This window comes from Sporolactobacillus sp. CQH2019 (genome assembly GCF_028765345.1).
In the GTDB taxonomy this organism is placed as follows: domain Bacteria; phylum Bacillota; class Bacilli; order Bacillales; family Sporolactobacillaceae; genus Sporolactobacillus.
Genome location: NZ_JARAJZ010000003.1, coordinates 53,573 through 72,207, shown reverse-complemented (window position 1 = coordinate 72,207; position 18,635 = coordinate 53,573). Strand labels below are relative to the sequence as shown.

At 50.9% G+C, this 18,635-nt stretch carries 12 protein-coding genes and 1 pseudogene; 1 reads left to right on the top strand and 12 read right to left on the bottom strand.

Features of this window, described 5'->3' with window-relative positions:
* Window positions 1-25: 25 nt before the first annotated feature.
* The 5 genes from OYT88_RS05290 to OYT88_RS05270 form a co-directional block, all read right to left on the bottom strand.
* Window positions 26-700 carry a YczE/YyaS/YitT family protein gene (locus OYT88_RS05290; RefSeq protein ID WP_274398389.1) on the bottom strand — a complete coding sequence of 225 codons (675 nt, stop codon included), beginning with the start codon at window positions 698-700 and terminating at the stop codon, window positions 26-28.
* Between the two features lie 460 nt (window positions 701-1,160).
* The gene (locus OYT88_RS05285) at window positions 1,161-1,901 is read right to left on the bottom strand and encodes a gamma-glutamyl-gamma-aminobutyrate hydrolase family protein (RefSeq protein ID WP_274398387.1); all 741 of its coding nucleotides are present in this window, start codon (window positions 1,899-1,901) and stop codon (window positions 1,161-1,163) included.
* 123 nt (window positions 1,902-2,024) lie between these two features.
* Window positions 2,025-3,437: a dipeptidase PepV gene (gene pepV, locus OYT88_RS05280; protein WP_274398386.1), complete on the bottom strand. Its 1,413-nt coding sequence runs from the start codon at window positions 3,435-3,437 to the stop codon at window positions 2,025-2,027.
* A gap of 915 nt (window positions 3,438-4,352) precedes the next feature.
* On the bottom strand, window positions 4,353-5,729 hold the full coding sequence (locus OYT88_RS05275; protein WP_274398385.1) for a sugar phosphate nucleotidyltransferase: 1,377 nt from the start codon (window positions 5,727-5,729) through the stop codon (window positions 4,353-4,355).
* A 780-nt stretch (window positions 5,730-6,509) separates the two neighbouring features.
* Window positions 6,510-8,507: a beta-galactosidase gene (locus OYT88_RS05270; RefSeq protein WP_274398384.1), complete on the bottom strand. Its 1,998-nt coding sequence runs from the start codon at window positions 8,505-8,507 to the stop codon at window positions 6,510-6,512.
* 244 nt (window positions 8,508-8,751) lie between these two features.
* On the opposite strand from OYT88_RS05270, the gene OYT88_RS05265 reads away from it, so the two are divergent.
* Window positions 8,752-9,687 (top strand): alpha/beta hydrolase, encoded by a 936-nt coding sequence (locus OYT88_RS05265; RefSeq protein WP_274398382.1) that lies wholly within the window; start codon window positions 8,752-8,754, stop codon window positions 9,685-9,687.
* Window positions 9,688-9,696: 9 nt separating this feature from the next.
* Here the strand turns inward: OYT88_RS05265 and OYT88_RS05260 are convergent, their stop codons facing one another.
* From OYT88_RS05260 to OYT88_RS05230, 7 genes and pseudogenes are all read right to left on the bottom strand, one after another.
* On the bottom strand, window positions 9,697-12,183 hold the full coding sequence (locus tag OYT88_RS05260; protein WP_274398381.1) for an excinuclease ABC subunit UvrA: 2,487 nt from the start codon (window positions 12,181-12,183) through the stop codon (window positions 9,697-9,699).
* Between the two features lie 860 nt (window positions 12,184-13,043).
* The gene (locus OYT88_RS05255) at window positions 13,044-14,384 is read right to left on the bottom strand and encodes an MFS transporter (protein ID WP_274398380.1); all 1,341 of its coding nucleotides are present in this window, start codon (window positions 14,382-14,384) and stop codon (window positions 13,044-13,046) included.
* Window positions 14,385-14,800: 416 nt separating this feature from the next.
* Window positions 14,801-15,559 (bottom strand): annotated as a pseudogene (locus OYT88_RS05250) (transaldolase).
* A 72-nt stretch (window positions 15,560-15,631) separates the two neighbouring features.
* Window positions 15,632-16,174 carry a 6-phospho-3-hexuloisomerase gene (hxlB, locus tag OYT88_RS05245; protein WP_274398379.1) on the bottom strand — a complete coding sequence of 181 codons (543 nt, stop codon included), beginning with the start codon at window positions 16,172-16,174 and terminating at the stop codon, window positions 15,632-15,634.
* 2 nt (window positions 16,175-16,176) lie between these two features.
* Window positions 16,177-16,797 (bottom strand): orotidine 5'-phosphate decarboxylase / HUMPS family protein, encoded by a 621-nt coding sequence (locus tag OYT88_RS05240; protein ID WP_274398378.1) that lies wholly within the window; start codon window positions 16,795-16,797, stop codon window positions 16,177-16,179.
* Window positions 16,798-16,849: 52 nt separating this feature from the next.
* Window positions 16,850-17,860 carry a sugar kinase gene (locus tag OYT88_RS05235; RefSeq protein WP_274398376.1) on the bottom strand — a complete coding sequence of 337 codons (1,011 nt, stop codon included), beginning with the start codon at window positions 17,858-17,860 and terminating at the stop codon, window positions 16,850-16,852.
* Window positions 17,857-18,624: a sugar phosphate isomerase/epimerase family protein gene (locus OYT88_RS05230; protein ID WP_274398375.1), complete on the bottom strand. Its 768-nt coding sequence runs from the start codon at window positions 18,622-18,624 to the stop codon at window positions 17,857-17,859. The genes OYT88_RS05235 and OYT88_RS05230 overlap by 4 nt, the downstream gene beginning before the upstream one ends.
* Between the last annotated feature and the right edge of the window lie 11 nt (window positions 18,625-18,635).

Sequence of the window (18,635 nt, the reverse complement as noted above, 5' to 3'; positions counted from 1 at the left end):
AGCGCGGAACATGGCCTCAATGAGATCACGGATGTCGTACACTGTGCACTCGGCCCAATCTGTGGAAGCTGAATGTCCTTTTCCGATCCAGATTGAAACGGATCGTCTTATCAAATAAAAGAATGAAGTAGCCCATGCAAAGAAAACTGATGGCTGTTCCGAGACTGATTCCGATCAGACGATGGCGGATGATGCCTGCTGCCAGCCCGAATAAAAGCGGGACGCCAAGCGAGATCCGCTGCGCGAGCACGACATTTCCGTGAAGATATTTATCACGCAAAATCTTCAGCAGGTCATCAAACGGATGGAGGACAAGATTAACCCGAAAATAGATCGACAGCGCGGCAGCGATGCACATCACGCCGATGACGCAAACGGCGATCCGGAGAAAAAGGCCGTTGATAGCGATAGACTGCATAACAAACAGCCAGCCGTCGATCACATAGCCGAACGAAAGGACATAAAGAAAATTATATACGTCCTTCATCCGATTCCAGCGCCGGCGCAGCAAATCGTCCGCAATCAAAGCGATAAAACCGATAATAATCAGTGCATTGCCGACCGTTATTCCAAGCATGTCGGACAGATTAAGCCCCGCGGCTGTCCAGGGTGCGGAACCCAGGGCGGCCTTGACGGTCAGGGCATTCCCAAAAGCATTCAGCAACACCGACAGGCACAGCAGAACAATTCCTTTTGCCATCTAATCGATAAGCCCCCAAAATTTATTAAACTTTTTTCCATTGTATGAGCGGACAAAGAGACGGTTACCGGTATCTGCCCCCTCAGCAGGAAGGCTGCGTACGGCGGTTTTCCTCCATTCGTTATACATCACCCGCACCCGGATTGCACAATTTCTGCTCCGATTCGATTCCTCAAAGAGCACGGATCTGACCAATTGGCAAGGAAAATCATTTTCTTTTCATGCAACAATCATTCTATCAGCCTGCCGGAAAAAGTCACGACTTTTTTATAAATTTTTTTCAGCAGCCTGCACTTGGCCGCCCATCCCTGCGGATTACCGCCCGTCTATGCTCTCTTCGGGGGAAAACGCCGATTATTCCTGCAATCGTGAAAAAAAGTGCACCGCCGTAAAACCGAAAACAGATCAAAATTCTAGGCAGGGGATCCCGACTGGCCTCGATGTCTGCCGGACGCCCATCTCAGACCGTTTTTTCTTTAATCCGGGCACATTTTTCAACAAAGCAGCGGAATAAGTGATTCATTAACGCATCTCCGCCTGCCGCCATCGATTCCGGATGCCATTGAATGCCCAGAATCCGGTCATTATTTACATGTTCGGCCGCCTCAATGATCCCGTCGGGGGCGAAAGCAACTGCCCGAAGCTCGGCAGCCAGCGTTTTGATCGCCTGGTGATGCAGACTGTTGACATACAGCGTCTTCCTGCCGTTCAGCAGAGTAAAAAGGCGGCTGTCTTCCAGCACCCGCACGCTGTGGCTCGTTTTCGTCCGCGGCACTTTCTGAGTATGCTGCAAAGCCTGTTTCATTTCGGAAGGGAGATCCTGAATCAGTGTCCCGCCGAATGCGACATTCATGACCTGGAGGCCGCGGCAAATCCCGAATACCGGTTTGCCTGCTGCGATCACCCTTCTCATAAGAAGCAGTTCGGATGCATCCCGTTCCGTATCAAATGCATAGATCTGCGGAGACGGCGACTCCCCATAAAATCTCGGATCGACATCGCTGCCGCCGCTGAAAAGGAATCCGTCGCACAGGCCCTCATAGTTCTCAGTCACGTTATCCGGAGCAATCGGCAGAATGATCGGAACAGCTCCCGCCGAAATCAGCGACTTTACATAATCTTCATGAGTATAGGGGCCCTGAACAAAATCATTTTTCTTCATAAATCCACAGGTAACACCGACGATCGGCCGGTCACTCATAGTCCATCTCTCCCACTTCCATAAAAAGCTTTTAGCAACAATATAGTGGACTTTTTATGCAGCGTCAATTAGGAAACATATTTATCCCATTAGAATACTGAGCTTTTCGGGATTCATTCAAAATCATTTATCGAGATTGCCAAGCTCATACATCGCATCTGCATAGATGGCTGCAGCCAGCAGCAGATCGTCTACTCTCACATGTTCATCAACCTGATGGCCGGTATATGGATAATTCGGCATGCAGGCGCCGAAAGCCACTCCCGCGTCAAGATACTGGGCGTAGGTCCCGCCTCCCGAAGTCAGCAGTTTAACATTCTTTTCCCCGGTATGATCTTCATATACTTGCTTCAGGATCTGCACGCCGCGATGCTTCGGATCCACATACAGCGGTTTTTCTGTCCCAAGTTCGCCGACAGACAGGCCCAGTTTCTCAACGGACGCCGTCAGTGTCCCGGCAATCTGATCAAGCGGAGCCTTGATCGGGCAGCGGATATCCAGTGAGATGGTGCCGCCGCCTGCCTGATTGTACCGCACAAGACCTGCATTGACCGTCAGCTCACCGGAAATATCGTCTCGGAAGGCAATGCCCAGCCGTTTGCCGGCAAAATCGCCGCTCAGCGTTTCGGCAAGAAAAGCGATAAACGCTCTTTCAGAATGGGAAAACGGAAGATCAGCAAGCGCTCCGGCAAGCAGAAAAGCCGCGTTCACACCGTTCGCCGGCTCCGATCCGTGCGCCGATTTCCCCTTGACCGTCAGCTTCAGGCCGTTCGCCTGTGTTTCGACTGAAAAAGCAATTTGTTTTTCTTTCAAATAATTTTGAGCGGCAGCCAGCCATTTTTCGGCTTCCGCCCCGGTCAGCACGGCATAGGCGTAATCCGGAACCATGTTGACCCGCTCGCCGGAATAAAAAGCGGACAGATGCACCGGCGCCGCCTCCTCCTTCGCCGCCAGATCAATGCGTATGTGGATCCGCCCCTTCTCGGCAAAAATCAGCGGAAACTCGGCATCCGGCGCAAAACCGAACAGAGACATCGGTTCAAGTTCATTGTATTTAACCATGCACGCACAGCCGCTCTCTTCATCGGTACCAATCACCAGGCGGATCCTGTTTTTAATCGGCAGCCCCGAATCTCTCAAGGATTTCAGCGCGTAATACGCCGCCATTGTCGGTCCTTTATCATCAATCGCGCCGCGGGCGTAAAGCGTGCCGTTTTCCACGTAGCCCGAAAAAGGATCATGCGCCCATTTGCCGGTCGCCGGAACCACATCGACATGCCCGAGGACGGCAATATAATCCTCCGCGTCTTCAGGACCGTATTCAATGAACCCCGCGTAGCCCTGCAGGTTCTTTGTCCTGAAACCGTCGCGCTTTCCAAGCTCCAGCATTTTTTCCAGAGCTTCAAGCGGCCCGGGCCCGAATGGTGCACCTTCCTTGGCTGCCGCGGCATCCTTTGTACTTTTAATCGCCAGCAGCGACCCCAGATCATCGAGAAAATCTTTTTTATCAAATGTAGCTTTGACAGTACCGCTCATGATTAACGCATCCTTTAGCAAAAATTTACGATATTTCCTGATATAGAAACATTCTAGCACAAAAATTTTATCAGAGGAAAGCGCCGATCCCGGTAAAGCCTGTGAAAGATATGTGAAGCGTCAGCCGACACCCCTGGGCAAAAGTGAATGAAACCGTGCCGATTTATCCAGGACCCACGGCAACGATCAACAGCTTAACAGCCGATAAAGCGCGGCGACGGTCGATAAAACTTCGACGACGACCGATAAACTTGGCCCAACGACCGTTAAAGCGAACTTGGCCGATAGACTCGCGAATCCCGTCGGTAAAAGTCCATATTCGGCTGGTAGACCCGCGAATCCCGCCGGTAGAACCCCATATTTGGCCGGTAAACCTGCAAATCTCGCCGGTAGAGCCGCAATTCCCGCCGTAAAAGCCCATATTCGGCCGGTAAACCTGCAATTCCCGCCGGTAAAAGCCCATATTCGGCCGGTAGAAGCCCTAACTTTGAATTCCGGCAACGGCCGATAAAGCCGCGAGAAATGTCGTTCAGCAGTAGATTCGACCGGGGGGCGTTGTTTTACCGAACGATCGCCCGCCGTGACCGCATCGCTCCAAGCGAAAGCGCCTTTTTAAAGTAAAAGTTCTCCTTTACTCTCTGCCGGCGGCCGATCATCCTCCCAAAAGTGCTATCGCCCCGGCAGATGGACTTTTCCCGCTGAGCGGCAATTGATCGCGCAACCCGCCGTTTTAGACCCGCCGGCAGTTACCCTGGGCAGCACGGCTTACAGTCTCTGCTGCACGGCCCGCAGCAAATTTTCGCCGTCAAGCAAAGCGGCCGTCAATCCCGGGCGCGTAAAACAAAAAGCGCTGCAACCGGATCATGCAGCGCTTTCTCTCTTCTCGATCATTGTTCCTTCCAATCGTCCGCCGGCTCAGCTTCTGATGAAGGAACAGTTTTCCACAATTTCTTCCCACTTCATATATTTTCGCTTGATATCTTCTTCGATCAGCTGACTGCCTATCTGAACCTCGATCAGCTCCATCGGATCATCCGCTTTGATCGCGTGCATTGTTTCAGCGGGGACGATCACAACATCCCCCGGCTTGATCGGACGAATAACGCCGTTCGCCGCATACTGCCCGCACCCCTTCACAACCGTCCAGACTTCCTGGCGCATGTGATGGCAGTGATAACTGATGTTTTCCCCTGGCTTGATCTTGATTTTTTTCGTCAGTACTTCCTCTTCGTCTTTTTCATAGCTTGTATAATCCAGCACCCTGTATGAACCCCAGTGCCGTTCCTCATACATCGGCCGCTGGTCGAATCCTTTCATAACCTCTTTGATCCTCGGGCTCTGCTCTTTGTCCGAAACAAGAATCCCGTCCGGGCTGACGGCGACAACCGCATTGGAAATGCCGAGTACCGTGACCGGAAGATCCAGTTCATTGATCAGGTGCGTGTTCTCCGAATCTTGGCTGATAATCCCCTTGCCGATCTGATTCGTCGCCATCTCTTCGGTCAGCGTACTCCAGGTACCCAGGTCTTTCCAGAATCCGTCATACGGCAGGGCAACAATATTCTTCGCTTTTTCCACGACGGCATAATCGAAGCTGATTTTCGGCAGCCTGTTAAATTGTTTCAGCAGCTCATCATAGTGAACGGGCAGGTTCAGGGCTGCAAGTTTTGAGATCATATAATCGAGTTTGAAGGCAAATACACCGCAGTTCCACAGAGCAGACTCGGCGATCAGCTTTCGGGCCTGTTCTTCTTCCGGCTTTTCCGTAAAATGATCAACCTGTATATAGTCGTGATTTTCCTTCTTTACAGGCACGATGTATCCGTACTTTTCCGATGGGTAGGTCGGTTTAACCCCCATCAGCGCCAAATCGGCATTTGTACGGTCAAGCAGCTTTTCCAGATCCTGAATCCGTCTGAAAAACGCCGTATCCACATAAGGATCGACCGGCAGTACCGCCACCACATCGTCAAGGCTTGCTCCCGTACGTGTATACAGATATGAAGCAGCGAGGGCGATGGCCGGGAACGTATCCCGCCTCTCAGGCTCGACAATCAGCGGTACATCCCGGCCAAGCTGATTCTGAAGCATCTCCACCTGGCTCCGGCCCGTTGCAATCACGGTTGAACCGGCAAGCCCGACTTCGCAAAGCTGTCCGTAGACCCGCTGAACCATGGACGACAAACGCTCCTGATGATTTTCAAGTACCCTTAGAAATTGTTTAGAACGCGCATCGTTGGACAATGGCCACAGCCGTTTTCCCGATCCGCCGGATAAAAGTACCAAACGCATATTGACCTCTTCCTCTCCCTATCCAATACCTATACCATTATACAGGCAGTACCCTATTAGTCCTATTATGACATGGAGGCCGGAGGATAATCAATATGGTATCCCGTGACAACGCCCCGAAGAGATTCAGTGTCAGAAGCCCCTGGAAAAATTCTGTAAAAATGATACAGGATTTTTTTAATGATCATCGGAAAATGTTTTCACATGGCTGCGCGATCATTTTTTACGTCTTAAAAGGCCTGAAACCTGCATTTCTGTGTTTTTATACCAAAGTCATGAAAAATCCTGATGTTGAGGCATTTTTTAAGCAATAGCAACTGTACTGTACCAACAAAGCAGGAGGAGTTTAGCTCGGAGACCTTGTTGATGCGGGTCACCTTGTTATAATTTTTCGGGAATCCGGCCTGAAAAGGGCTGCTTTTGGATTGGCCCAGTCAAAAATCAGGCAGGGAGCGGGAACACTGTACAGGGTGTGTGCAGGCATTAGAGCCTGCGCGCACACATTCAGTCGGCCTTATAAAATGCCGCATTTTTGTCGTATTCATACCCGTTTTACAGAAGAACATTGGGACCCGTCTTCCGCCACCGGTTTTTCGGCATACTCCCGATTGTATGCTATGTTTGAACACGCCCTTGTTTAGATCGATTAATCATACGAAATCCCATATCCCATTTTGACGTGTCCACTATTTAGGCAAACTTTATAACAGCTATTTCAGCGGATTCATGACTCGTTTGTTTCAGATCCGCATAAACGGCGGGATACGCCGGTCCCGCAGATTACGGATTGAACGTTTCTTTTAAAACTTTTACGTCTCTCGCGGCCAGCGTTATCAGCTGTTTTTCGCGAGTTCCTGTCAGCAGATCTTCATATTCTCCTTCAAGCACAAACCGCTTTTCCTGATCCGTATGGTTAAGAATAAAATAATATCCTGCTGTTTTACTTTCCCTGACTGTTACTTCCACGCCTTCGGGAACAGCCATCGGCGGCGCCAGCCGAACATCTGCAACAATGCCGCGGATCAGCTTTTTTAAATAGGCTTCTTCGGGATCGGTGCCGACATAAAAAGCACGTCCGTTGCCGTAGACATGTTCCGTCACGGCCGGCATCCCCGCCAGATAGCCTTCTTTAAAACGGGCAAGCACCTGGGCCTCTTTTAAATGAATCACTTCTTCCCAGATCCGAATCGCCGCGTCGCCCCACGGTGTCGCGATCCGATGGCTCTGCCCTTTCTTCATCGGAGCAAACTCCTCCACGTAGATACCCAGTGCATCTTTATAGGCACCCGGATAGCCGCCGAGATAAATCCGGTCCTCTTTATCGACGATACCGCTGAAGAAATTAGTCACAAAGGTCCCGCCGCTCTGCACAAAATCCCTGACACGATCGCCAAAAGTCCGGGAGACCTGATAACTTGCCGGTGCGAAGACAATTTTATAGTGTTTCAGGTCTTCATCCGGAGAAATAAAGTCAACGGCGATATTCAGCTGATGCAGCACGCGGTAGTAATCGATCAGCTGATCGGGGTATTTTACCAGATTAGAAGGTTTAGAATCCAGTTCAAGTGCCCACCAGTTTTCCCAGTCAAAAACAATGGCCGCTTCGGCGCGGAATTTCGTTCCCACAAGTTCTCTGCATTTTTTCAATTCCTGGCCCAGTTCAACAATTTCCCGGAAAACACGGCTGTTCTGATCATTGGAGTGCGGCACCATGCCGCTGTGAAACTTTTCCGCGCCGCCCTGAGAAGCGCGCCATTGAAAGAACATGATCCCGTCCGCACCGTGAGCAACCGCTTCATAGCTCCAGAGACGCATCTGTCCCGGCGTCTTGACCGCGTTCTGCCCGCGCCAGTTGACCGCGCCCGGTGCCTGCTCCATCAGCAGGAAGGGCTGCTTTTTCAAGCTTCTTGTCAGGTCGTGGGCCATGAAATGCAGGTAGGGAGTCTCTTCATAAGGATCGGGATAAGCATCCCACGTCACCAGATCCATTTCCTTCGCCCATTTAAATCCGTTAACCGGTTTGTGCAGCCCCATCAGATTCGTCATCACCGGAATCTGCGGTGTATATTGTCTGATGACATCGCGCTCTGCCTTGAAGAGACTTAAGATAGAATCATTCATAAAACGTCTGTAATCCAGCTGCTGGTTGGGATTATGATGCGTCGGCATTTTCCCGGGAAGGTTAATCTCTTCCCAGTCATAATAGCGCTGGCTCCAGAAATCGGTCGACCAGCTTCTGTTTAAGGCAGCAATCGACCGATACTTTTCCCGCAGCCAGGTCCGAAAGGCCGCACGGCATGTGCCGCAGTAGCATTCAAAAACATGGCAGCCGAACTCATTATTAACGTGCCACATCGCAAGTGCGGGATGGTCGCGGTAGCGCCGCGCAATCTGATCGACGAGTGCCCGGGCCAGCCGCCTGTAATCGCGGCTGTTCGGGCAATAATGCTGGCGCGACCCCGGCAGCAGATGCACACCGTTGATGTCAACCGGAAGCGACTGCGGATATTTCCGGGCCAGCCATGCCGGCGGCGCTGCTGTAGCGGTAGCCAGATCGGCGGCGATATGATTGTCTGCCAGCATATCCATGATTTTATCCAGCGTGCTGAAGTCATAGATGTCCTCATCCGGCTGCAAGAGCGCCCAGCTGAAAATATTCACGCTGACGTAATTGACACCGGCTTTCTTCATCAGGCGCATATCTTCTCGCCATACCGATTCATCCCATTGCTCCGGATTATAATCCCCGCCGTAATAAAAGTTGAGCTGTTTTTTCATATGACTCCCCTCCCTGATACAAAGCGTCGAACATTATATTGATCAATGCAATGAAACTTCCGACCGGCAGATTTTTTCATAAACAGCATTAAAATAGACCGCGACCTCAATTTGACTTCTATGATACGGAAGATGTTATTGTCATGCATGTACATGGTCCCGAATCATTTTACAAGTTAAAGAATAGCTGTTTTCTACCGCAAAATATCAGTAGATAAAAAAAGTGCACATCGGAGGAATACAAATGAAGCCTGCAGCCAAATTTTTATTAACTTCAACGGCGGGCGCTGCCGGAGCACTGGCCGCCGTCGGTGTATATTTATCAAACAAAATTATGTACTACAAAAAAAGTACGGAAGAAAAAATTATCGAGTCGGAAACAAAAACGCACCGCTTTTTTTCTATGCGCGACTTCGAAGCTCAGAACAAGGAAGTCATTTCGTTTGAATCGCCGTTCGGCTATCGCATTCACGGCTATTATATCCCCGCCTATCCTTCAGGTTCAAAAAAATTCATGATTTTCTGCCACGGGGTGACCGTCAGCCTGCTGACTTCCATCAAGTACGCCAAACTGTTTCTCAACCGCGGTTTCAACGTTGTCCTCTATGATGAACGCCGCCACGGCCGGACAGGCGGCAGGACCAGCAGCTACGGCTATTATGAAAAAGACGACCTTGCCGCAGTTGTCCGCTGGGTCCATCAGCGGTTCGGCGAAGACATTCTGCTCGGCATTCACGGCGAATCAATGGGGGCGGCAACATTGCTTCAGTACGCCGGCCTTGTGGAGGACAGCGCCGATTTTTATATTGCCGACTGCCCTTTTTCCGATTTTACCGATGAGCTTCGCTATCTGCTGAAAAACGACTATCATCTGCCTGAATGGCCGATTCTGCCTGTCACTGCACTGTTCCTGAGGCTCCGGGACGGCTACAGCCTGAGCCGCGTTTCGCCGCTTCTCGGCGTGCCGAATATTAAGCATCCCGTTCTCTTTATCCACAGTAAAAATGACCCGTTCATACCGGCCGGAATGACCGAGAAACTCTATCAGGCCAAAGCAGATAAGAAGCAGCTGTTCATCGCTGAAAACGGCGGCCACGCCTGCTCCTATTCGGATAATCCGGAAGCTTATGAGAAAGTGCTCGACCGCTTTCTCAAGGAATATGTGCCTGAGATGGCATGAATGCGCCGTTTATATCGACCCATGTCCCGCTAAAAACTTTCCGGTCATACTTTTCGGATGGGCTGCTATCTGAGCAGGCGTGCCGGCGGCGATAATTTCCCCGCCGTCCGGACCGCCGCCGGGACCGATGTCAATGACATAATCGGCGCTCGCGATCATATCCGGATCATGATCGATAAACAAAATCGTGGACCCGTTCGACAGCAGCCGGTTAAGCACGCCGAGCAAAGTCTCTACGTCCTTCGGATGAAGACCGGTGCTCGGCTCATCAAGCACATAGAGTGTATCCGGGCGGCTGTGCCGCAGCTCCCCCGCAAGCTTGATCCGCTGAGCCTCACCCCCGGACAATCCGGGAGTGGGTTCCCCAAGGCGCAGATAGCCGAGGCCGACATCATGAAGCATTTTCAGTCCGGAGGCAAGGGCGGGAACATCCGCAAAAAAGGCAAGTGCCTCATCGACATTCATCCGCAGGACATCCGCAATCGATTTCTCTTTATATGCCACTTCCAGTGTCTCTTTTTTGTAGCGTGTGCCTCCGCATTGCGGACACTGCACCCGTTCCTCCGGAAGATACTGCATATCAAGCGACATTTCGCCCCGTCCCTCACACGCATCGCAGCGTCCGCCCGCTACATTGAACGAAAACCGGCTGGCCGCCCAGCCTCGCCGGAGGGCGGCGGCAGTCGAAGCAAAGAGAGATCTGATGTCGTCAAACAGCCCCGTATACGTGGCGGGCGTTGAACGCGAGTTGCGTCCGATCGGAGTCGAATCCACCGTCAGCACACGCCTGATTTTCTCCCAGCCCGACAGCCGGCCGATACAATCCGGCAGATTCCTGCCTGATAAAGCCGATCGGACAGCCGGCACCAGGCTCTCCAAAACAAGCGCCGTTTTTCCCGCTCCGGAAACGCCGGTCACGGCAGTCATCCGATTCAACGGAAACCTTGCCGAAACATCATGCAGATTATGAAGGTTCACACCCGAAATGGCTAAGAAATTTTCTTTATCGAGCGGAAGGGGCCGGCGGGCGCGGACCGATCGTTTCCCGGACAGATAGGCCCCCGTCAATGAAGCGGCATTCGCCGCAAGTTGATCAGGCGTTCCTGAGGCGACTAAAGCCCCTCCGTCTTCTCCCGCTCCCGGACCCATTTCTATGACATAATCCGAATCGCGTATAATTTCCATATTGTGATCAACAACGACCAGGCTGTTCCCGTTCTCTACCATACGGTGCATGATCTTCTGCAGGCCGACAACATTGGCCGGATGAAGGCCGATAGACGGTTCGTCCAGAATGTAAAGAATACCTGTCGAACGGGCTGCCGCCGTTTCCGTCAGTTCGAGCCGCTGCCGTTCTCCCGTCGACAGCGTCGCTCCGGACCGATCCAGAGTCAGGTAGCCGACGCCCAGCTCCAGCAGCGGGGCAATCTCATGGCGCAATTTGTCCGTCAGCCGGGCGGCAACGGATTGCACGGAGACAGGGACGCTTTCGGGCACCTCCTCTGCAAACCGATCCATCTCAAGCAGGGAAAGAGCCGACGCCTCGGCAATGTTTTTCCCGGATAGTGTGGTTCTGAGCGCTTCCGGGCGCAGACGCGTCCCGCCGCAAACATCGCACGGCCGAACAGTGAGGAATTTCTTCATTCTTGCATATCTGATTTGATGTTTATCGTTCGCCAGCGCCTGTCTGACTGCATCGACAGCATTATCATAGACAAAGGTGATCGGATATTCATCACCCGTTTCCCGGTTGTGAAAAATCAGCGGCCGTTTCGTCCTTTTGCCGTCAAGGACGATCTTCCGCTCTTTTTCCGACAGATCTTTCCAGGGAACATTCGTCCGCACACCGAGCTGAGCCGCTATTCTGACAAGATAGCCGCGGCCGGCGGCACGCCAGGAAGCAACCGCCCCCTGTTGCAGCGTGCGTTCCGGATCCGGAACGACGAGCGAGCGGTCCACTTCGGACCGTTCACCCAATCCGCCGCATACGGGACACGCGCCGAGCGCCGAATTGAATGAAAAAGATTCCGCGCTCGGAAGCGTAAAGCGGACCCCGCATACCGGACAAATCACTTCTTCTCTGAGAATCGACTCTAATACCGGCGGCACTTGATGACCGTTCGGACAGCGATGTGTCCCGATCCGGGAAAAAATCAGCCTCAGCAGATTGTAAATCTCGGTGATCGTCCCGACCGTACTGCGCCGGCCGGGAATCGGCGGACGCTGCCGCAGCGCAAGTGCCGGCGGCAGGAAGTCGATTCGTTCAACTGCCGGCCGTTCCGCCTGATGAATTTTCCGTCTTGTAAACGCAGACAGGCCTTCCAGATAACGCCGGCTTCCCTCGGCATAAAGCACCCCCATCGCAAGCGACGACTTCCCCGATCCGGAGACGCCGGCAATCGTCACCAGCTTTCTCAGCGGTACATGCAGTGAGATATTCTTCAGATTGTTTGTGCGGGCTCCGTATATATCAATGCTTTCAGGTTGATTGTCCATCGATTGCTTCATCACTTTTCGTTGCAGGATTTAAAAAAGCCGCGTGTATTCAAACATTTGCCATCGAAACCGAAGATGCGGACCCTTTAAGGCGGCGTGAGGGCCGTGAGTGTCCGGCTGCAGCGATTGCGGCGGCAATATAGAAGCGAAGGCTCAGCAAAAGCCGCGAGCATCCAGCCGGTTGAAACCAGACTTGAAGATGGGGGCCGTGTGTATCCGGTCAGTCGAAACCCCCTGTTTCCTTATTTTATCACTCTCATTTTCTTTTTAAATTCACATGCCGTCCGGTTCATTTGCGTCTTTTAAATTTCTAATGAATGGTACGAGCCACCGGGAAAAGGCTCTTTTTTTTACGAATCACAGACTCGCATTATTGTAAAAGATTTTTTCATCTGGCCGAAAAAAGTAAAATGATGTCGATACCCAATATTGACGGACACTCTTCTCCACCCCTGCACCCTCATTTCCGGGAAGCCTCTGAACAAAGCGACTGAACGGATCCCTGACAGCTCGACTGAGCAGCGGCACATTTGTCCGAACTATGAAATCCCGAAATTCTCAGGAAAGTGAAGGCACGGACCACTTAATTTAGGCAGGGCGATGATCTTCAGTTGTTGATTCGTTATTGAACTTCAGGACAGCCAAGCTTTTCTTAGAATGAAGTTTATCCGTCTTACTTACGGCAAAAATCGGAGCGGCCTGAAAAAACCGCTCCGATACTAGATAAAACTCTTTGATTGCAACAGCTAAAACACTGCCGCCGACGGTTTCCGGAACAAAGGCGCAGTTTCCCCGGATTTCACGTGATCGGCAGTTTCTATTGGCACCGTTTACACTTTCTTTTACGAAATATTTTCTATCTATTCTTCATCATTCGGAAAGGATATCGGATTCATTTCCGTGACGACGTGTTTATCGATTGACAATTGGCTGTTATCATCCAAAGAATCCTCATTTGTTTTAGTGCTTTTGACGATGATCGTGAAGATCACAGCAAGGATGAGTGAGATAGCCATAAACATGTAGGACGCGGAAAAGCCTCCGGTCACCCCGTTAAGAAATCCTACGAAATAGGCCCCGACAAACGATCCCAGAGCCCCCATGCTGTTGACCAGTGCCATTGCACCGCCTGCCACGTTCCTCGGCAGCAGTTCTGGAACGATGGCAAAGAACGGTCCGTATGGCGCATACATAGCCCCGCCGGCGACAACCATCAGCGTGAACGACAGCCAGAAACTGGACGGCCCGACAAGATAGGATGCGTAGAAAGCAACAGCACCGATAAGTAGAAACGGCCAGACAAACGCTTTCCTTTTCAGCAGTTTATCTGAGAAATAGGAAGCGACAACCATCAGAACGGCTGCCAGAAGGTAGGGCAATGAAGACAGCCAGCCCGTTTCAACAATGTTGATATGCGGTGCCGCTTTGATAATCGACGGCAGCCACATGACAAATCCATACACGCCAATGCTCCAGAAAAAGTACTGCAGGCAAAGGTAAACAACCGCTTTCTGTTTGAAAGCCTCCCTGAAATTCGGCACAGCTTTAAAACCTTTCTGCTCTTTAATCAACTCATCGTTCAGAACCCTTTTCTCACTGTCTTTCAGCCAACGTGCCTGATTTGGCTTGTCATCCACTAATTTCCACCAGATAAACGCCCATATGATGGAGGGAAAGCCTTCAAGAATGAACATCCAGCGCCAGCCCAGACTGTTCAGAAGATATCCGGACACAACAGACATCCAGAGTATGGTAATCGGATTGCCTAAAATCAAAAATGTATTTGCACGTGAACGCTCTTCATTCGTAAACCAGTGACTTAAGAAAATTAACATGGCGGGCATAATGGCTGCTTCGACAATACCAAGAAGAAAACGTATGGCGAAGAGCATGTAAATGTTCGTCACGACACCGATCAGGCTGCCAAGGATGCCCCAGATAATCAGTGACCAGAAAACCAGCTTCTTTGCACTGCGCTTTTCCGCATATCCGGCGCTTGGCACCTGGAAAAAGAAATAGCCGAGAAAGAACAATGCTCCAAGGAGAGAAGTCATACCTGCTGTAATATTCAAATCTTTCGCCATGCCCGATGCAGCCCCAAAACTATAATTGGCCCGATCCAAATAGGCAAGGCTGTAAGTGATAAAAACAACGGGTATCAATCGGAACCATCGGACGGGCGGCAATGAATTCGCTTTCATTTCAATCTGCCTCTTTCCCTAAAATTGTTTAATGACCAGACATATGCTGAGCTTTTCAAGATACGCAAAATATGACCTGACATCTGAAAGGATCTTTCCAACTTATCCCTGCAATCTGTCTCCGGCATGGAAGCGATAATGTTTTTATTTTTCAAGGTAAAGACAAAGACAGACCATCTATATATTAAGAAGGTTTTGTTAACGTTTACATTTATATCAGGCAAAGGATGCCGCGCCAACTGGTTGCTTCTCATTCAAAAATATCTCTTGGAACGTGATTCAGGAGAACACATGATATGATGCCGTCAGCGTTAGATCAAACATTTATCGCTTAAATTTTTCAGGGCTGCCACTGTTTCCGGAATTGAACGATATAGTCTCAGAGATATGAGCACGGCATGTTCCGGTGTGAAGCCTTATTCCACCGGCATGCGGCCGGCCGGTTCGTTCTTTTCCGCGTCCGTCAGGATGGAATAGCCGAGCGCCCGGATATCTTTATTGAACCCCTTGACTGTATCCAGCGAGACCTGTTCGAGCGGTTTGCCGACCTTCTTCAGTTTTTCGATAATGGCCGGCGTGCAGGTGATGATATCGACGCCGAGCCGGTCCGCCTCATAGACGTTGAACAGTTCACGCGAGCTGGCCCAGAGCAGATTCGCTCCCTTTTTCGTCCGGCAGATCCCGACGGACTTTTTCATGTATGGAATCGGATCGCGCCCCGTATCGGCAATGCGGCCGGCAAAGACGGACACGATGTTCTCAACCTCCGGATTGAGTGCTTCGACGGCCGCCTCGACCTGTTCCGTCGTCAGAATCGCCGTGATATTCAGCGAATAGCCCTTGTCGTCCAGCCTGCGGATCAGCGGCACGGACGATTCGCCCTTCGTATTCGTAATCGGAATCTTGATGAAGACATTCGGACCGAAAGTGTGGATTTTCTCCGCCTCTTTTTCAATCGACGCAAACTAGTCGGCAAACACTTCAAAAGACAGCGGCAGATCGGGAATCTTTTCAACGACTTCTTTGGCAAAGGCCACATAATCCTGAACGCCCGCCTTTTTCATCAGGCTCGGATTGGTCGTAAACCCGGAAACAAAACCGGCCCGATAGGCGGAAAGCATATCGTCCAGCACGGCTCCGTCCGCGTAAATTTTCACTTTCAGATCATTGTCCATGATCAGTTCCTCCCAAAATAAAGTTTCTATTGGAAAAAAAGCAGAATTTGTATGGTGAAAACCAATCGCCGTTTATTCGACGTTGGTGTGCATTTTGGCGGCGTCTTCCTCGGACGTATGATCGCGCCGGCTCAGCTTCAGGCAAAGCGCGTCAAGCGTAATGTGAACTGCCTGATCAAAAAGCGAGCTGAGCAGCTGGATCGATTTTCGGTCCCGGTCGTTTTTCGTTGCACCGGGAACAACGATCGTACAGTCGGCCAGTTCGGCAAGCGGAGAATCCGGCTTGCTTGTCGCAGCGATGATCGTCAGGCCTTTTGCTTTCGCCGCTTTTGTGTCATTGACAATGTTTTTCGTCTTCCCGGAACCGGAAACCGCAAAGTAAACATCTCCCTTCGCGATGGCGGGTGAAATCGTCTCACCGATTGCGTATGAGGTATAGCCGATGTGCATCAGCCTCATCGCGAATCCCTTGGCCTGGAATCCGCTCCGGCCGGAGCCGTCGACAAAAATCCGCCTGTTCTTATTCAGAAAAGTCATTGCCCGCTCTAATTGGCTTTCATCCACCTGACGAATCACATCTTTAATTTCATTCACAATTAAATCAAGCGTTCTCAATTTTATGCCATCGCCTTTCTGAAATTTTGTGCGGCTAAAGCCATATCACCGGCCTTCGTGATCCCCGAACCGACAATCACGATTTCGGGAGAAGACTCCCTCATTTTTTCGATGCCCTCTAAATTAATGCCTCCGGCAATCGCAATTCTCCGGATAGACGGAAAATGCTTTTTAAAAGCCAGAATGTCTCCGTTCGGATCGGCAGTTGCGCCTTTATCCACCGAAGCGTGCAGACAGTAAATCGCATTTGGAAAATCGGTGATCCGATCGATCGTTTCAGGCGCACACTCGAGAAGATCGATCATCATTTCATGGCCGGTCTGCTCTGCAACCCGATAACATTTTTCAATTGTCGCGACTGATGACGCTCCCATCACGGTCAGGATATCCGCACCGCTTTGATAGCCCCGGTAAAATTCATAGTCGCCTTCGTCAATCGTCTTCATGTCTCCCAGCAAGGGGGTACCCGGCGCCGCCTTTTTCAGCACGGCAAGCGCCTGAACACCATAGTCCTTGATTAAAGAGGTCCCGGCTTCAAGAATATCTGAATAGGGGGCCAGTTTTTTAATCAATGATTCAGCCTGATCAAGGGAAACGCGGTCAATTGCAACTTGTAGTTTCAACGGTCTTTCACCTTCTCTACACATGTCATGGTTTTTCCTGACGAAGCCAGTTTCAGATAACGTCAAAGGTCTCCTCGTCGTTTGATTTTACGGGTATGATAGATTTTGTCACGTTTCCCTTTATGAATCTGTCAAGCTGCCCGCGGTCTGGAAGTCCCTCATTATCACTGATATGCTGCACCTGAATCGCACCGATCGCATTGCTGCGCTGCAAAAGTTCGCGGTCCGGGAGATGTTCGAGCAGCCCGGTAATCACGCCAACCGCAAATCCATCGCCCGCGCCGACTGTGTCAACAACGTGATCGATTTTAAAACTCGGGACAATGGTTTCAGCGAATGCGCCGTCCCGATGTCTCTTTTTGCGGTACGAGCCGGAATCCCCCAGCTTGATAATCACATCTTTGGTCCCCTTTTTTAGATAAAAATCGGCAATTTCCTCTTTTGTCTTTTTTCCGGTGAGCCGTTTGCCTTCTCTGAATCCCGGAAGAACGACGTCGCATAGACCGGCCAGCTGATTGATTCTCGCCGTCATGGCCGCTTCGCCTTTCCAAAGGGCCGGGCGAAGGTTTGGGTCAAACGTGGTCAGCAGGTGATATTCACGCGCTTTTTGGATCAGCTCCAGAGCGGCCTCGAAGGTTTCAGGGCTGAGAGCCGGAAAGATGCCCGTCATATGAAGCACTTTTACTCCCGAAAAGTCAATTCGATCAATGTCATCTGGAGACATTCCTGAGGCGGCTGATCCTTTTCTGAAATAGACGACTTCCGGATCCCCGGCATCGTTCTTGCTTTTTAACTGAAATCCCGTCGGACGGCCGGAGAGAACCGAAACTTCCCCAGTTCCGACACCTTCATGTTTCAAGAAAGACCTGATATATCGGCCGAACGGATCATCACCGACCCGGCTGATCAGCGACACACTGTGTCTAAGCCGTGAAACACCGATTGCTACATTGACTTCGGCGCCTGCGATATATCTCGTATAATGCTGTACCTCGCTCAACTCGCCCTTCTGATCCGCAACAAACATAACCATCGGTTCACCGATCGTGATTACTTCACTCATGTTTTTGCCTCCTCACAGATTAAAGCATTTAGTACTTTATTAAACTCCCTTCTAATAACCTCGGCACCGTCTATCGGGTACTCCATAACCAGCGGAATGTCTTCCGGACATGCGCGTATTGCCCGGCGCCAGTCAATCTCGCCGTCATCCAGAGGTACGGTATGCGGGCCGTCTGATGAGGATACATTTTTCAGATGGAAAACAGTCGCCCGAGCACCGACTTTTTTTAAAGCATTCTGCGGATCTTCATGCAGCCAGAGCCAGTTTCCGAGATCAAAAGTATAGCCGACAGGTATGCTTAACTTGTGTAAGAGTTCAAGAGTATCCGAAACAAAATTCAGTCGTCCGTTTGCCAACGTCTGATCATTTTCAATAGTCAGTTCTATCCGATATGAATCAACCAGACGTGCGATCTCACAGGCACCATTCTTGTCAATTCCGTCAGGTTCGCCGATGTTCAGCTTTACGCTCCGTGCGCCGATCATTCCGCCTTCCTGTAAGTATTTCTCCAGGTCCGGTGAAACGCTGCCGTCTATAAACAGTTTTTCAGGAACGGAATAGAGCACGCTCAGTCCGGTCTGCACCGCTTGCTTCCCGCATCGCTGTATATCTTCAGGTTTAACGTTTTCTGAAAAATACTCTCTGCGGCATTCAATGCCGGACGCACCGAGCCTTTTTACATCCGCAAACAGTTCAGATTGCTTTTTCGCACCGGTGTCCAGCAGTTTCTTATAAACGAGTGTATTGACGTAGAGATCTCTCACCTGGAATCCTC

What these genes read in the sequence shown, in the direction of transcription:
- OYT88_RS05290 (WP_274398389.1), bottom strand. Translation starts at nt 700, where the DNA reads ATGGCAAAAGGAATTGTTCTGCTGTGCCTGTCGGTGTTGCTGAATGCT.
- OYT88_RS05285 (WP_274398387.1), bottom strand. Translation starts at nt 1,901, where the DNA reads ATGAGTGACCGGCCGATCGTCGGTGTTACCTGTGGATTTATGAAGAAA.
- pepV (WP_274398386.1), bottom strand. Translation starts at nt 3,437, where the DNA reads ATGAGCGGTACTGTCAAAGCTACATTTGATAAAAAAGATTTTCTCGAT.
- OYT88_RS05275 (WP_274398385.1), bottom strand. Translation starts at nt 5,729, where the DNA reads ATGCGTTTGGTACTTTTATCCGGCGGATCGGGAAAACGGCTGTGGCCA.
- OYT88_RS05270 (WP_274398384.1), bottom strand. Translation starts at nt 8,507, where the DNA reads ATGAAAAAACAGCTCAACTTTTATTACGGCGGGGATTATAATCCGGAG.
- OYT88_RS05265 (WP_274398382.1), top strand. Translation starts at nt 8,752, where the DNA reads ATGAAGCCTGCAGCCAAATTTTTATTAACTTCAACGGCGGGCGCTGCC.
- OYT88_RS05260 (WP_274398381.1), bottom strand. Translation starts at nt 12,183, where the DNA reads ATGGACAATCAACCTGAAAGCATTGATATATACGGAGCCCGCACAAAC.
- OYT88_RS05255 (WP_274398380.1), bottom strand. Translation starts at nt 14,384, where the DNA reads ATGAAAGCGAATTCATTGCCGCCCGTCCGATGGTTCCGATTGATACCC.
- OYT88_RS05235 (WP_274398376.1), bottom strand. Translation starts at nt 17,860, where the DNA reads ATGAGTGAAGTAATCACGATCGGTGAACCGATGGTTATGTTTGTTGCG.